At 60.8% G+C, this 14,300-nt stretch carries 11 protein-coding genes; 8 read left to right on the top strand and 3 right to left on the bottom strand.

The genetic code is table 11. The annotated features are described in order from the left end of the window. Positions 1–29: 29 nt before the first annotated feature. From HNQ36_RS12205 to HNQ36_RS12195, 3 genes are read right to left on the bottom strand one after another with little or no spacing between them, the layout of a single operon-like run. Positions 30–1,214, bottom strand: a complete 1,185-nt coding sequence (locus tag HNQ36_RS12205; RefSeq protein ID WP_184085382.1) for an acetyl-CoA C-acyltransferase — start codon at positions 1,212–1,214, stop codon at positions 30–32. After that, positions 1,211–2,893 (bottom strand): dicarboxylate--CoA ligase PimA, encoded by a 1,683-nt coding sequence (pimA, locus tag HNQ36_RS12200; RefSeq protein ID WP_184085379.1) that lies wholly within the window; start codon positions 2,891–2,893, stop codon positions 1,211–1,213. Before pimA ends, HNQ36_RS12205 begins: the two co-directional genes overlap by 4 nt. A 4-nt stretch (positions 2,894–2,897) precedes the next feature. Next, a complete protein-coding gene (locus tag HNQ36_RS12195) occupies positions 2,898–4,985 on the bottom strand; it encodes a 3-hydroxyacyl-CoA dehydrogenase NAD-binding domain-containing protein (protein WP_184085377.1) in 2,088 nt (695 codons plus the stop codon). A gap of 130 nt (positions 4,986–5,115) precedes the next feature. On the opposite strand from HNQ36_RS12195, the gene HNQ36_RS12190 reads away from it, so the two are divergent. The 8 genes from HNQ36_RS12190 (at position 5,116) to HNQ36_RS12155 (ending at position 14,178) form a co-directional block, all read left to right on the top strand. Beyond that, positions 5,116–5,994 carry an IclR family transcriptional regulator gene (locus tag HNQ36_RS12190; protein ID WP_184085375.1) on the top strand — a complete coding sequence of 293 codons (879 nt, stop codon included), beginning with the start codon at positions 5,116–5,118 and terminating at the stop codon, positions 5,992–5,994. A gap of 302 nt (positions 5,995–6,296) precedes the next feature. Further along, positions 6,297–7,091 (top strand): ABC transporter ATP-binding protein, encoded by a 795-nt coding sequence (locus HNQ36_RS12185; protein WP_184085373.1) that lies wholly within the window; start codon positions 6,297–6,299, stop codon positions 7,089–7,091. Beyond that, positions 7,088–7,798, top strand: a complete 711-nt coding sequence (locus tag HNQ36_RS12180) for an ABC transporter ATP-binding protein (RefSeq protein ID WP_184085371.1) — start codon at positions 7,088–7,090, stop codon at positions 7,796–7,798. The genes HNQ36_RS12185 and HNQ36_RS12180 overlap by 4 nt, the downstream gene beginning before the upstream one ends. Before the next feature lie 10 nt (positions 7,799–7,808). Beyond that, a complete protein-coding gene (locus tag HNQ36_RS12175) occupies positions 7,809–8,687 on the top strand; it encodes a branched-chain amino acid ABC transporter permease (protein WP_184085369.1) in 879 nt (292 codons plus the stop codon). A gap of 2 nt (positions 8,688–8,689) precedes the next feature. After that, positions 8,690–9,706 (top strand): branched-chain amino acid ABC transporter permease, encoded by a 1,017-nt coding sequence (locus tag HNQ36_RS12170; protein ID WP_184085367.1) that lies wholly within the window; start codon positions 8,690–8,692, stop codon positions 9,704–9,706. Positions 9,707–9,923: 217 nt separating this feature from the next. Next, on the top strand, positions 9,924–11,153 hold the full coding sequence (locus HNQ36_RS12165; protein WP_184085365.1) for an ABC transporter substrate-binding protein: 1,230 nt from the start codon (positions 9,924–9,926) through the stop codon (positions 11,151–11,153). A gap of 395 nt (positions 11,154–11,548) precedes the next feature. Further along, positions 11,549–12,778 carry an ABC transporter substrate-binding protein gene (locus HNQ36_RS12160; RefSeq protein ID WP_184085363.1) on the top strand — a complete coding sequence of 410 codons (1,230 nt, stop codon included), beginning with the start codon at positions 11,549–11,551 and terminating at the stop codon, positions 12,776–12,778. A 170-nt stretch (positions 12,779–12,948) separates the two neighbouring features. Further along, the gene (locus HNQ36_RS12155) at positions 12,949–14,178 is read left to right on the top strand and encodes an ABC transporter substrate-binding protein (protein ID WP_430641368.1); all 1,230 of its coding nucleotides are present in this window, start codon (positions 12,949–12,951) and stop codon (positions 14,176–14,178) included. Positions 14,179–14,300 lie beyond the last annotated feature (122 nt).

Genomic DNA, 14,300 nt, shown 5'->3' with positions numbered 1-14,300 from the left:
CCCGGCCTTCGCCGGGACGACGATCGTTTTTACTGCAAAATTTCAAACAGGCCGGCAGCACCCATGCCGCCGCCGACGCACATCGTCACCACGCCGTACTTCGCCTTGCGGCGACGGCCTTCGACCAGCACGTGGCCCGCGAGGCGCGAACCGGTCATGCCGTACGGATGGCCGACCGCGACCGAACCGCCGTTGACGTTGAGCTTCTCCGGATCGATGCCGAGCTTGTCGCGGCAATAGATCACCTGCACCGCGAAGGCTTCGTTCAGTTCCCACATGTCGATGTCCTCGACCTTGAGACCGTGACGCTTGAGCAGGCGCGGAATCGCAAACACCGGACCGATGCCCATTTCGTCCGGCTCGCAGCCGGCGGAAACGAAGCCGCGGAAAATGCCGAGCGGCTTGAGGCCCTTCTTGGCAGCCATGGTATCGCTCATGATCACCGCGGCGCTGGCGCCGTCGGAGAGCTGGCTGGCGTTGCCGGCGGTGATGGTGCCGCCTTCACGCACCGGCTTCAGGCTTGCGAGACCTTCAGCAGTGGTTTCCGGACGCGGACCTTCGTCCTGTGACAGGGTGATGTCCTTGAACGAAATTTCCTTGGTGACCTTGTCGGCGACCGCCATCTTGGTGGTCATCGGCGCGATTTCGTCCTTGAAGCGGCCACCCTGCTGCGCAGCTGCGGTGCGGCGCTGGCTCTCCAGCGAGTACTCGTCCTGGCGCTCACGCGAAATGCCGTAGCGCTTCGACACCACTTCGGCGGTGTCGAGCATCGCCATGTAGACGTCGCCCTTGATCTTCATCAGTTCAGGATCGACGGCGTGAAACTTGTTGGCGTGTTCATTCTGCACGAGGCTGATCGATTCACCGCCGCCGGCAACGGCTATCTCGACGCCGTCGTAGATCACCGAACGCGCGGCAAGCGCGATGGCCTGAAGGCCCGATGCGCACTGGCGGTCGATGGTGGTGCCGGCGACCGACACCGGAAGACCGGCGCGAAGTGCTGCCTTGCGGGCGATGTTGCCGCCGGTCGCACCCTGCTGCATGGCGGCGCCCATCACCACGTCCTCGATTTCCGCGCCATCGACGCCGGCACGCTTGACGGCGTGCTCAATGGCATGACCGAGCAGCGTCGCGCCTTCGGTGTTGTTGAAAGCGCCGCGATAGGCCTTGCCGATCGGGGTGCGGGCGGTGGAAACGATAACGGCCTGGGTCATGAACGACCTCCTGTTGCAAGTTTGGGTTGTTGCGGTTGATGGCGTTGCTGGTTGCGTAATTCGTGGCGAGAGAGTTTTCCGACGCTGGTGCGCGGCAACTCCTTAAGGAATTCGACCGCCACCGGCAATTCGTGCTTGCCGAGTTTTCCGGTGAGGAATGCGCGCAGGTCCTCGATGGTGAACGGCTCCGCGCCCGCGCGCAGCGTCACGAACGCCTTGGACGCTTCGCCGCGATAGTCGTCGGGAATGCCGATCACGATGACTTCCTGAACCGACGGGTGGGTGTAGATCGCCTGCTCGATCATCTGCGGATAGACGTTGAAGCCGCCGGAGATGATCATGTCCTTCTTGCGGTCGACCAGATAGAAATAGCCGTCGCTATCCATATAACCAATGTCGCCGGTCAGGAAGCGGTCGCCGACGAAGGCTTCGGCGGTTTCCGCCTCGCGATTCCAGTAACCTTTGGTGACATTCGGGCCGCGGATGCGAATTTCGCCGGTTTCGCCGACAGGCATCACCTTTTTCGGATCGTCCAGCGACACCACATCCATCTCGATGCCGGGCAGCATCAGGCCGATCGAGCCCGGCTTCTCCGGGCCTTCCGGCGGATGGCCGGTGCCGGGCGAGCAGGTCTCGGTCATGCCCCACCCGCTTTTCAATGCGAGCTTGGTCTTGCGTTCGAACACCTTGGCGACTTCCACCGGCAGCGGCGCACCGCCCGAGCCTGCATAGACCAGCGACGACAGATCGCGCTTGTCCAAATCAGGCAGGCTGGCGATGGCGATCCACATGGTCGGCACGCCAGGGAACGCGGTGGCGCGCTTCACTTCAATATCGCGCATCACGGCTTCAAGATCGAAACGCTGATGCAGCGAGATGGTGTCGCCGTTCTTCAGCGTGCGCAGCAGGACGACGGTGAGCGCATAGATATGAAACAGCGGCAGGACGAGAATGACGCGCTCGATGGCGTTGCGCTCCGCCTTCTGCTTCGCGCCCCAGACGTCATAAATCGAGACGGCCGATGTCAGATTGCTGTGGGTGAGCATCGCCCCCTTGGGCAATCCGGTGGTGCCGCCGGTATATTGCAGCAGCGCAATGTCGTCGGCATCGATCTGCGGCCATGTCGCAGGCGGCTGCGCGTCCTTGACGAAGTCCCTGAAGGTGACGATGGCGGAGTTCGCCGGGATTGCAGCCTGCGGATTGCCGACATCGCCCCAGGTCTCGTCCTCGCAGACGATCAGTTTGTCCAGCAGGCCCTTCTCGAAGAACTTCAGCGCGGTCGGCAGCAGCGTCGCCAGATTGCTGGTGACGAGAATGCGCGCGCCGGAGTCTTTGAGTTTATGGGTGAGCGCGATCTCGCCGTCGAGCGGGCTGAGATGCACGACGCGCGCGCCGGCTTTCAGCGCGCCGAAGAAATTCACCGGATGATCCGGTGAATTGCCGAGGAACAATGCGATCGACGCTCCCTTGCCGTAACCGGCGCGGAGAAACGCCGACGCAGCGACATCGACCATATCCTGCAGCCCATCAAAGGAGATGGGCCGGTCGCGGAATTCGATCGCAACGCGCGAGCCGAAATCCGCAGCCGCCTTCGCCAGCAAATCCGGCAAGGTGCCGCGCGGGATTGGGGAATCCCAGCGCACACCCTCCGGATAATACTGTTCGCCCGGCCGCGTCATGGGATTACCCCTTGGCGAGGGACGCGAATGTCTTGCCTTCGTCGGCCAGACGCTTGAGCAGCGGCGTCGGCTCGAGCGACGGATCGTTGGTCTGCTTGGCGTAGAACGACAGCCGGTCCGCGATGTGCTTGAGGCCGACGCTGTCGGCGTAGAACATCGGACCGCCGCGGTAGATCGGCCAGCCGTAGCCGTACAGCCAGACCACATCGATGTCGCTCGGGCGGGCCGCGATCTTTTCTTCGAGAATGCGCGCACCCTCGTTGATCATCGGATACATCATGCGCTCGAGGATTTCATCGTCGCTGATCTGACGGCGCTTGAGGCCGAGCTTGGCGGTGGTTTCCTCGATCAGCTTATCGATTTCCGGATCCGGCAACGGCGAGCGCGAACCGCCCTCGTACTTGTAATAGCCCTTGCCGGTCTTCTGGCCGAAGCGTCCGGCCTCGCAGATCGCGTCGGCGATTTCCGACTTGATGCCGCGGTCCTGACGCGAGCGCCAGCCGATGTCGAGACCGGCGAGATCGCCCATCGCGAACGGGCCCATCGGGATGCCGAACTTGGTGACCACCGCGTCGACCTGCTGCGGCAGCGCGCCTTCGAACAGGAACTTCTCGGCCTGCTTGCCGCGGGCGGCGAGCATGCGGTTGCCGACGAAGCCGTCGCAAACGCCGACCACCACCGGAACCTTGGCGATGCGCTTGGCAATCGCCACCGCGGTCATCAGCGCGTCCGGCGCAGTCTTTTCGCCGCGGACGATTTCGCACAGCTTCATCACGTTCGCCGGGGAGAAGAAGTGCATGCCCAGCACGTCCTGCGGACGCTTGGTCATGGCGGCGATTTCATTGATGTTCAGGTACGAGGTGTTGGTGGCAAGAACAGCGCCGGGCTTGGCGAACTGATCGAGCTTGCCGAACACTTCCTTCTTGATCGCCATGGTTTCGAACACGGCCTCGATAATGAGGTCAGCATCCTTGACGTTTTCGAGGCCGACCACGCCCTTGATCAGACCCATGCGCTTGGCGGGCGCGTCCGCCGGAATGCCGCCGCGCGCCGCGGTGGCTTCGTAATTCTTCTGCATGATGCCGAGGCCGCGCTTGAGCTGCTCGTCGCCGGTCTCGATCAGGGTGACCGGAATGCCGGCATTGGCGAATGACATCGCGATGCCGCCGCCCATGGTGCCGGCGCCGATGATGGCGACCTGCTTCACGTCGCGCGGCTTGGTGCCATCTGGCACACCAGATACCTTGGCGGCTTCACGCTCCGAGAAGAACGCATAGCGCTGCGCCTTCGACTGATCGCCGTTCATGAGCTTCAGGAACAGTTCGCGCTCGGACTTGAGCGCCTGATCGAACGACTGGTCGAGCGAGTGGCTCACGGCCTCTGCGGCGGCGAGCGGCGCTTCCAGACCCCTGTTGCGCTTATTTGCCGCAGCGGCTGCGTTGGTGAAGATCGACTTGTCGGCCTTGGCCGCGGCGAGCTTGGAATCGTCGTCACGCAGCTTGCGCAGCGGACGCTTCTCGGCCAGCGCCTTGCGCGCGAAGGCCTCGCCGCCGACGGCGGGTTCGCCGTCGATGATTTCTTCGATCAATCCGTTCTTGAGCGCTTCAGCGGCGCTGATCGGATTGCCGCCGACGATCATCGCCACGGCCATTTCAGGACCGACCGCGCGTGGCAAGCGCTGCGTGCCGCCTGCGCCCGGCAGCAGGCCGAGCTTCACTTCGGGAAGGCCGAGCTTGGCGTCCTTGGTGGCAACGCGGAAGTGGCAGCCCAGCGCGAGTTCAAGACCACCGCCGAGCGCGGTGCCGTGAATGGCGGCGACCACCGGCTTGGAGGAATTCTCGATAACCTCGATCACTTCATGAAGGCTGGGCGACTGTGGCGGCTTGCCGAATTCGGTGATGTCCGCGCCCGCGATGAATGTACGTCCGGCGCACGCAATGACGATGGCTTTCACCGAGTCATCTGCCTGAGCACTCTTCACACCGTCCGCAATACCCTTGCGCACCGCAGCGCTGAGCGCATTCACCGGAGGGCTGTTGACAATGACGATTGCAACCGCGTCGCGACGTTCCACCTTGACCACTTCGCTCACACAACTCTCCTTGGTAGCGCTTGTTTTTCAAGCATTTCGCACTGCGGAATTAAATTCCACATCTTGACACGGAGGGATATTTTGAAGCACGTCCTTTGTCAACGAAGACCACATATGCGGTTTTTTACGAATGAAGCGGCCTCCGAAGAAACCTGCGACTGATCGCAGCTTTGTTATCGCGCTTTCGCGAGGGCTTGATGTATTGCGCGCGTTTCGTCCCAGCGATGGACTGCTGGGAAACCAGGAAATCGCAGCGCGCACGAATTTACCGAAGCCGACGATCTCGCGGCTGACATACACACTGACAAAGCTCGGTTATCTGACCCCGGTTCCGCGATTTGAGAAATATCAACTCGCGCCTGCCGCGATGGCGCTCGGCTACTCGGCGCTCGCGAACATGGGCGTGCGCCACCTGTCGGACCCCTACCGCGATCAACTGATGCGCGAAACCGGCGGCGCGGTCGCCATCGGCGCGCGCGACCGGCTGAGCATGATCTATTTCGGACAGAGCCGCAGCGAACTAACCGTCGGCGTGCTGCTCGACGTCGGATCGCGGGTGCCGATCGCGACATCGGCCATGGGCCGCGCCTATCTGTGGGCATTGCCGGACGAAGAGCGCGCAACATTGATGCGCGAGATCAAGGAACACACCGGCCCCAACTGGCCGAAGATCCGCGACGGCATCGAACGCGCCGGCGAATGCGTTGCGAAGCACGGCTTCGCAATGTCCGCGGGCGAATGGCACAGCGACATTCACGCCGTCGGCGTTGCGCTGAAACTGAATGATGGAACCGGGCCGTATGCCTTCAACTGCGGCGCGCCGGCCTTCAAATTCAGCGAAGTTCTTTTAAAGAACGATATCGGGCCTCGCCTGGTGGCGATGGTGAGAAATATCGAAATCGCGATGACCGGATCGATCGGGCGCGGCACGCTAGGCAAAGAACCAGTCGTCAAAAAAGTCAAAACAACCGGGGGAAAAGTCACACGTATCGCCGAGGGGATCAGGTAGTCCTGCGGATTTTGCATACGGAGGCACGCTCTGCATGCAAGCCGCGGATGTACCTGCACAAAATCCACTTAAGGTTCTATAAAAGAACTATGTTGGACCTCGTCGCGTTACGATGGTAAGGAGCATTGAGACCGCAGCCGATCACGTCGCGCGCGGATCACAAAAACAAGAAACTGATTGCATCAAAAATGAAACCACCAGGAGGAAGAGTTGCACGTATCGCCGAGGGGAACAAATAACCGCCGTCGTTGCGGTTTCACGCAGGGTTCGGGCGCGTCCCGGTCTTGCCGGGACATCAACGTATGATGCAGGCACAAGCGCAGGGGCATGCCCCCTTGCTCACCGTTCGCGACGTCAGCGTCGTATTCGGTGGCATCATCGCGTTGAACGGCGTCTCGTTCGATATGAAGAAGGGCCAGATTCTCGGCCTGATCGGACCGAACGGCGCCGGCAAGACGACGCTCTTCAATTGTCTCAGCCGGCTGTATCAGCCGAGCCAGGGCGAGATTCTGCTGGAGGGTGAAAGCATCCTTCATCATCAGCCGCAGAAGATTGCCTCCGCCGGCATCGGGCGCACGTTCCAGAACGTGGCGCTGTTTCCGCGGCTGACGGTGCGCGACAACATCCGCATCGGCGGTCATTGCCGCACCAAGAGCGATTTCGTCAGCGACGCGCTGAAACTGCCATGGGTTCGCGAGGAAGAGCGCAAGCTCAACGCGAAGGTTCATGAAATCCTCGACTATCTCGAGTTGCACGATGTCGCCGACCGCGAAGTCGCGGGCCTTCCCTTCGGCACGCAGAAGCGCGTCGAGCTTGGCCGCGCACTCGCCGCCGAGCCGAAGATCCTGCTGCTGGACGAGCCCGCGGGCGGCCTCAACCACGAGGAAGTCTATGTCCTCGGCGACCTGATCTGTCGCATCCGCGATCAACGCCACATCACGGTCCTTCTGGTCGAACACCACATGGGCCTCGTGATGAAGATCGCCGACCACGTCGTCGCGCTGAATTTCGGCAAGAAGCTCGCTGAAGGCACGCCAGCCCAGGTGCAGTCCGACCCCGACGTCATCAAGGCCTATCTGGGGAGCAAGGACCAATGAGCATGCTGGCAATCAAGGATCTGCGCGCCTATTACGGCCAGATCCAGGCCCTTCACGGCCTTGAGTTCTCGCTCAACGAAGGCAGCGTGACCACGCTGCTCGGCGCCAACGGCGCTGGCAAGACCACGACGTTGCGCGCGATCTGCAACATGATCCGCTCGACGGGCAATATCGAGTTCGAAGGCAAGCCGCTGACCGGTTTGTCCACCGAACACGTCGTCCGTCTCGGCATTGCGCATGTTCCGCAGGGCCGCGGCACCTTCACCAACATGACGGTGGAGGAAAACCTGCAGCTCGGCGCGATCTCGCGCAGCGACACCAAGAACATTCCGGACGACATCGAGCGCATGTATGCGCACTTCCCGGTGCTCAAGCAGCGCCACACCCAGCAGGCCGGCACATTGTCGGGCGGTGAACAGCAGATGCTCGCGGTCGCCCGTGCGCTGATGCTGCGTCCCCGGCTGATGCTGCTCGACGAGCCGTCGTTCGGCCTCGCTCCGCTGGTGGTGCGCGACCTGTTCGGCATTCTCAGCAAGATCAACCGCGAGGACAAGGTGACGATCCTGGTGGTCGAACAGAACGCCCAGCTCGCGCTTGAACTCGCGGAAAAGGCCTATGTGATCGAAACCGGACGCATCGTGATGTCGGGAAGCGCGAAGGAAATCGCGAACAACGAAGACATCCGCAAATCGTATCTCGGATACTGAGGACACAGCCATGGAACTGTTTACCAACCAAGTCCTGGCTGGCATTGCCACAGGCGCGATCTACGCCTGTATGGCGCTGGCCATCGTCATGATCTATCAGGCGATCGACCACCTCAACTTCGCCCAGGGCGAAATGGCGATGTTCTCGACCTTCATCGCCTGGCAGCTGATGCAGTGGGGACTGGGCTTCTGGCCAGCCTTCGTGCTGACGCTCGCCATCTCGTTCGCCGGCGGCATCATCATCGAACGCGCGCTGTTCAAGCCGCTCACCAACGCACCTATCCTGGCGCAGGTGGCGGGCTTCATCGCGCTGTTCGCCATCCTCAACAGCGTCGCGGGCCTGACCTGGGACTTCACGATCAAGCAGTTCCCCTCGCCGTTCGGTTCATCCGGCTTCCTGGGCAGCCAGCTGATCTCGACCCATCAGGCCGGCATGATCGGCGTCACGCTGGTGCTGCTGATCCTGCTGTTCGTGTTCTTCCGCTACACGCGCATCGGTCTTGCGATGCGGGCGGCGGCCTCGCTGCCGGAATCCGCGCGCCTCGTCGGCATCAACACCAGCTGGATGATCGCGCTCGGCTGGGGCATGGCGAGCGCCATCGGCGCCATCGCCGGTATGCTGATTGCTCCGGTGGTGTTCCTCGAGCCCAACATGATGGGCGGCATCCTGCTCTACGGCTTCGCGGCCGCGGTGCTCGGCGGCCTCTCCAGCCCGCTCGGCGCGGTGATCGGCGGCTTCCTGGTCGGAGTCTTCGAGAACCTCGTCGGCACCTACATTCCGGGTGTCGGCAATGAACTGAAATTGCCGATCGCGTTGGCACTGATCATCATCGTGCTTGTCATCAAACCGTCCGGCTTGCTTGGCCGCGCCATCGTACAGCGAGTTTAATCATGAGCACAGTTCAGGACTCAGTCTCCCAGCCCGCAGCGGTCGCCGCGCCGTCGAAGAAGTCGATGACGGTCGGCACCACCGCAACACTGGTGTTATTGGCACTGCTGGTTCTCACGCCGCTGTTCGTGAAGAACTTCATCATCTTCCAGATGACGATGGTGCTGATCTACGCCATCGCCATCCTGGCCCTCAACATTCTGACCGGCGGCAGCGGGCAGTTCTCGCTGGGCCAAAGCGCCTTCTACGCGGTCGGCGCCTATACCGCCGGCATCATGATGGAGCATATGGGCGTCAACTACGCGCTGACGCTGCCGGCCGCCGGCATCATCTGCTTCATCTTCGGCTTCCTGTTCGGCTTCCCGGCGCTGCGGCTCTCGGGTGTCTACCTCGCGCTCGCGACCTTCGCGCTCGCGGTGGCGATGCCCCAGTTGCTCAAGCTCGGTGCGTTCGAACACTGGACCGGCGGCGTGCAGGGCCTCGTCATCACCAAGCCGGACGCTCCGTTCGGCCTGAAGATGTCGCAGGATATGTGGCTGTATTACTTCACGCTGTTCGTCTCGGCGGTGATCTACATCCTGGCCGTCAACCTGCTGCGAAGCCGGTCCGGCCGCGCCCTGATGGCGATCCGCGACAACCCGATTGCCGCCTCGGCGATGGGTGTCGATCTGCCGATGTACAAGACGCTGGCGTTCGGCATCTCGGCGGCGTTCACCGGCATCGCCGGTGCGCTCGGCGCCATCGTCGTGCAGTTCGTGGCCCCCGACAGCTTCACCATTCAGCTGGCGATCGCGATCTTCCTCGGCATGGTGGTCGGCGGCGTCGGCTGGCTGCCGGGCTCGCTGGTCGGCTCGGCCTTCATCGTGTTCGTGCCGAACGTGGCGGAACACATCTCGAAGGGCCTGTCGGGCGCGGTGTTCGGCGTGCTGCTGTTCGTCGTCATCTTCCTCGTGCCGCACGGCGCAAGGCAGGTGGCTTACATGATCGAGGCTTTGTTCCGCAGAAAGAGTAAGTCCTAAAGTCTGATTAGCCGACGTTAAATCAGGCTTGTCTCAATCTGCGTTGTTTGAGAAGGGTGTCTCCGGAAAATCGGTTTCCGGATCGGGTGACAGGGCCTGATTCAGCTTTGCTGGATCAGGCCCCTCATTTTTCGCCTGTTGTTGCTCTTGGGCATGATCTCTCTTCCGGGACCGGTTTCCGCCAAGCGGAATGCCCGCATCTTAGGGAGAGACCAGAATGTTATCCAAGCTCAAGCTCAACGTAGCAGCAGTGTCGGCAATCGCCGCGCTCGCGATGACGAGCGGCCACGCGCTCGCGCAAAAAAAATACGACACCGGCGCAACCGATACCGAAATCAAGATCGGCAATATCATGCCCTACAGCGGTCCTGCATCCGCGTACGGCGTCATCGGGAAGATGGAAGAAGCCTACTTCAAGATGATCAACGAGCAGGGCGGCATCAACGGCCGCAAGATCACCTTCATCACCTATGACGACGGCTACAGCCCTCCGAAGGCGGTGGAGCAAGCCCGCAAGCTGGTCGAGAGCGACGAAGTCCTGCTGGTGTTCGGACCGCTCGGCACCCCGTCGAATTCCGCGATCCAGAAGTATCTGAACGCCAAGAAGGTGCCGCAACTGTTTGTGGCCACCGGCGCCACCAAGTTCGGTGAGCCGAAGGAATTCCCCTGGACCATGGGCTGGCAGCCGGCCTACCAGAGCGAAAGCCGCGTCTATGCCAAGCACCTGCTGGCAACCAAGCCCGACGCCAAGATCGCGGTGATGTATCAGAACGACGACTTCGGCAAGGACATGCTGAAGGGCCTCAAGGACGGTCTCGGCGCCAAAGCGTCGCAGATCATTGCCGAGGACAGCTATGAAGTGTCCGAGCCGACCATCGACTCGCACATCATTAAACTGAAGGCCACCGGCGCGGATGTGTTCGTGAGCTTCACCACACCGAAGTTCGCCGCGCAGGCGATCAAGAAGGTCGCTGAACTCGGCTGGAAGCCGATGTACATCCAGAGCAACGTCGGCGCATCGGTCGGCAGCGTGCTCAAGCCGGCCGGCTTCGAGAACGCGCAAGGTATCCTGACGGCGCTCTACGCCAAGGACGGTGCGGATTCCCAGTGGGACAACGACGAGGGCATGAAGAAATTCTACGCCTTCCTCGCCAAGTATGCTCCTGACGCAAACAAGACCGATGGTTCGGTCGTCTATGGCTACGGTCAGGCGCAGACCCTGGTTCAGGTTCTGAAGCAGGCAGGCGACAACCTGACCCGCGAGAACATCATGAAACAGGCCGCGAGCCTGAAGGACTTCACCCCCGACACCCTGCTGCCGGGCGTGAAGATCAACACCAGCGCGACCGACTTCTATCCGATCGATCAACTGCAGATCGCCCGTTTCAAGGGCGAGAAGTATGAGCAGATCGGCCCGGTCATCACCGGCGGAATGGGCGGCAGCTAAACCTCCCGCGCTGCTGAAGATTACAAATCGGCAACAAGCCCCCTCCGCGACGCCCGTCGCGGAGGGTTTTTCGTTGAGCGCGTCTGTGAAGCTGCTCCAGGGTTGCTGATATTTTCGGCACGACGCCGAAGTTCCTGCTCGACGAGTCGGCGCTGGATGACGCCGCGCGTATCATGACCTTCGCGCGGCCTCTCTTCGCACTGCGAAAGCAGGCCTTATTGGTTAATCACCCGGCCCTGTATTTCGCCTAATGAAACATGAAGACCTTTAAAGCCTGCGGCAGAGGGCTTTTCATTGAATGAGCCCCGCAAAGGGTATTGAATATCGTCGAGCCGCAAAGAGCTTCAAATCAAAAAAATCGAACGAGGACACAAACACGATCCAAGGAGGAACGTATGGTTATTTCTACATCTCGACTTGCGACTTTTTCGGCCGCGATCGCGATCGTCGCTGCGACAAGCAGCAACGCACTGGCCCAGAAAAAGTACGACACCGGCGCATCCGATACCGAGATCAAGATCGGCAACATCATGCCCTACAGCGGACCGGCCTCCGCATACGGCGTCATCGGAAAATCCGAACAGGCCTACTTCAACAAGATCAATGCCGAAGGCGGCATCAACGGCCGCAAGATCACCTTCATCTCGTATGACGACGGCTACTCGCCGCCGAAAGCTGTCGAACAGGCCCGCAAGCTGGTCGAAAGCGATGAGGTCTTGATCGTCTACGGCCCGCTCGGCACACCATCGAACTCGGCGATCCAGAAATACCTGAACGCCAAGAAAGTCCCGCAACTGTTTGTCGCCACTGGCGCAACCAAGTGGAACGACCCGAAGGATTTCCCCTGGACCATGGGCTGGCAGCCCAACTACCAGAGCGAGGGCCGGATCTACGCGACCTATCTCATGAAGGAGAAGCCGAAGGGCAAGATCGGCATCCTTTATCAGAACGACGACTACGGCAAAGACTATCTCAAGGGCATCAAGGACGGCCTCGGCACCAAGGGTGCTTCCATGATCGTCGCGGAAGAACCCTATGAAACCAGCGTGCCCACGATCGACTCGCAGGTCGTCGCGCTGAAGTCGAAGGGTGTCGATGTGTTCATCAGCATCACGACACCGAAGTTCGCGGCCCAGTCGATCAAGAAGGTCGCGGAACTTCAGTGGAAACCGCTGTTCATCCTCAACAACGTCTCGGCGTCGGTCGGCTCGGTCATCAAGCCCGCCGGTTTCGAGAATTCGCAGGACATCATCTCGGCGGCCTACGCCAAGGACCCGACCGATCCGCAGTGGAAGGACGACAAGGGAATGAAGGATTTCGACGCCTTCCTCCTGAAGTACTTCCCCGAAGCGAACCGGACCGATGGCTCGGTGATCTACGGCTACAACTCGGCCCAGACCCTTGTTCATGTCCTCAAGGCCTGCGGTGACAATCTCACCCGCGAGAATGTCATGAAGCAGGCGGCCAGCATCAAGAACCTGGAACTCGGCGGCTTGCTGCCGGGCGTCAAGATCAACACCAGCGCAACCGATTTCGCCCCGATCAGCCAGATGCAGATGATGAAGTTCAAGGGCGAAACCTGGGAGCGGTTCGGCGAGATCCTGAGCGGCGACGTCGGCGGCTAGTTCGCCCCCGGACAACAATTACCCCCTGCGAGACATTCGCAGGGGGTTGATCAATTCAATGCCATTTTGTTTGAACCACTCCGGCAAACGGTATTGAATACCTGCGAGGCTAAAAGGCCTCCGGGGACTACCCTCAAGCATCAAAAAAACTAGGTCAGGAAACATAAAAAATGTCCGTCAAAAAATTTAACCCCATGCTCCTGCTCGCCACCGTCGCGGCCTTCGCGGCGACGAGCGGCAGCGCGCTGGCGCAGAAGAAATACGACACCGGCGCGAACGACACCGAGATCAAGATCGGCAGCATTATGCCCTACAGCGGACCCGCTTCCGCTTACGGCATCATCGGCAAGACGCAGGCTGCCTATTTCAACAAGATCAACGCCGAAGGCGGCATCAACGGCCGCAAGATCAATTTCATTTCCTATGACGACGGCTATTCACCGCCCAAGGCCGTGGAGCAGGCGCGCAAGCTGGTCGAGAGCGATGAAGTTTTGCTGATCTTCAACTCGCTCGGCACGCCGTCCAACACGGCGATCCAGAAATACATGAACGCCAAGAAGGTGCCGCAGCTGTTCGTCGCCACCGGCGCAACCAAATGGAACGACCCGAAGAACTTTCCCTGGACCATGGGCTGGCAGCCCAACTACCAGAGCGAAGGCGTCATCTACGCGAAGTACCTGATGAAGGAAAAGCCGAACGGCAAGATCGGCATTCTTTATCAGAACGACGACTTCGGTAAGGACGTGCTCAAGGGTCTGAAGGACGGTCTCGGAGCCAAGGGCGCTTCGATGATCATCGCTGAAGAACCTTACGAGACGTCGGTCCCGACGATCGACTCGCAGGTCGTGGCGCTGAAATCGAAGGGCGCTGATGTCTTCGTCAGCATCACCACGCCGAAGTTCGGCGCGCAGTCGATCAAGAAAGTCGCCGAGCTCGGATGGAAGCCGCTGTTCATCCTGAACAACGTCGCCTCGTCCACTGGATCGGTCATCAAGCCGGCCGGTTTCGACAATGCGCAGGGCGTGATTTCCGCGACCTACGGCAAGGACCCGACCGATCCGCAGTGGAAGGACGATCCGGGCGTGAAGAACTTCGATGCGTTCCTCGCGAAGTACTTCCCGGAAGCCAACCGTGCCGACAGTTCAGTTGCGTACGGTTACAGCTCCGCGCAGACGATGGTGCACGTGCTGAAGGCATGCGGTGACAATCTCACCCGCGAGAACGTCATGAAGCAGGCCGCCAGCATCAAGGGCGTTCAGCAGGAGATGGGCTTGCCCGGCATCACGCTGAACACCAGCGCGACCGACTTCGCTCCGATCGAGCAGTTGCAGATGATGAAGTTCACGGGCGAGCGCTGGCAGCTGTTCGGCCCGATCATCAGCGGCGAAATCGGCGGCTGACGACCTGTTCGCAGACGGGAGCCGGATTTCCAGATCTGAAATCCGGTTTCCCCGCTCTGCACGGGCAGATCTGAAAATATTTCCGCCCTCCGCAATAACCTGCGGAGGGCCTTTTATTGAAC

The organism is Afipia massiliensis, assembly GCF_014203115.1.
Classification (GTDB): domain Bacteria; phylum Pseudomonadota; class Alphaproteobacteria; order Rhizobiales; family Xanthobacteraceae; genus Afipia; species Afipia massiliensis.
The sequence above is the reverse complement of the archived record's forward strand: the minus strand, read 5'-3'. Positions and strand labels throughout refer to the sequence as shown.

Coding starts and splice junctions, on each gene's coding strand:
- HNQ36_RS12205 (WP_184085382.1), bottom strand. CDS start 1,214: ATGACCCAGGCCGTTATCGTTTCCACCGCCCGCACCCCGATCGGCAAG.
- pimA (WP_184085379.1), bottom strand. CDS start 2,893: ATGACGCGGCCGGGCGAACAGTATTATCCGGAGGGTGTGCGCTGGGAT.
- HNQ36_RS12190 (WP_184085375.1), top strand. CDS start 5,116: ATGAAGCGGCCTCCGAAGAAACCTGCGACTGATCGCAGCTTTGTTATC.
- HNQ36_RS12185 (WP_184085373.1), top strand. CDS start 6,297: ATGATGCAGGCACAAGCGCAGGGGCATGCCCCCTTGCTCACCGTTCGC.
- HNQ36_RS12180 (WP_184085371.1), top strand. CDS start 7,088: ATGAGCATGCTGGCAATCAAGGATCTGCGCGCCTATTACGGCCAGATC.
- HNQ36_RS12175 (WP_184085369.1), top strand. CDS start 7,809: ATGGAACTGTTTACCAACCAAGTCCTGGCTGGCATTGCCACAGGCGCG.
- HNQ36_RS12170 (WP_184085367.1), top strand. CDS start 8,690: ATGAGCACAGTTCAGGACTCAGTCTCCCAGCCCGCAGCGGTCGCCGCG.
- HNQ36_RS12165 (WP_184085365.1), top strand. CDS start 9,924: ATGTTATCCAAGCTCAAGCTCAACGTAGCAGCAGTGTCGGCAATCGCC.
- HNQ36_RS12160 (WP_184085363.1), top strand. CDS start 11,549: ATGGTTATTTCTACATCTCGACTTGCGACTTTTTCGGCCGCGATCGCG.
- HNQ36_RS12155 (WP_430641368.1), top strand. CDS start 12,949: ATGTCCGTCAAAAAATTTAACCCCATGCTCCTGCTCGCCACCGTCGCG.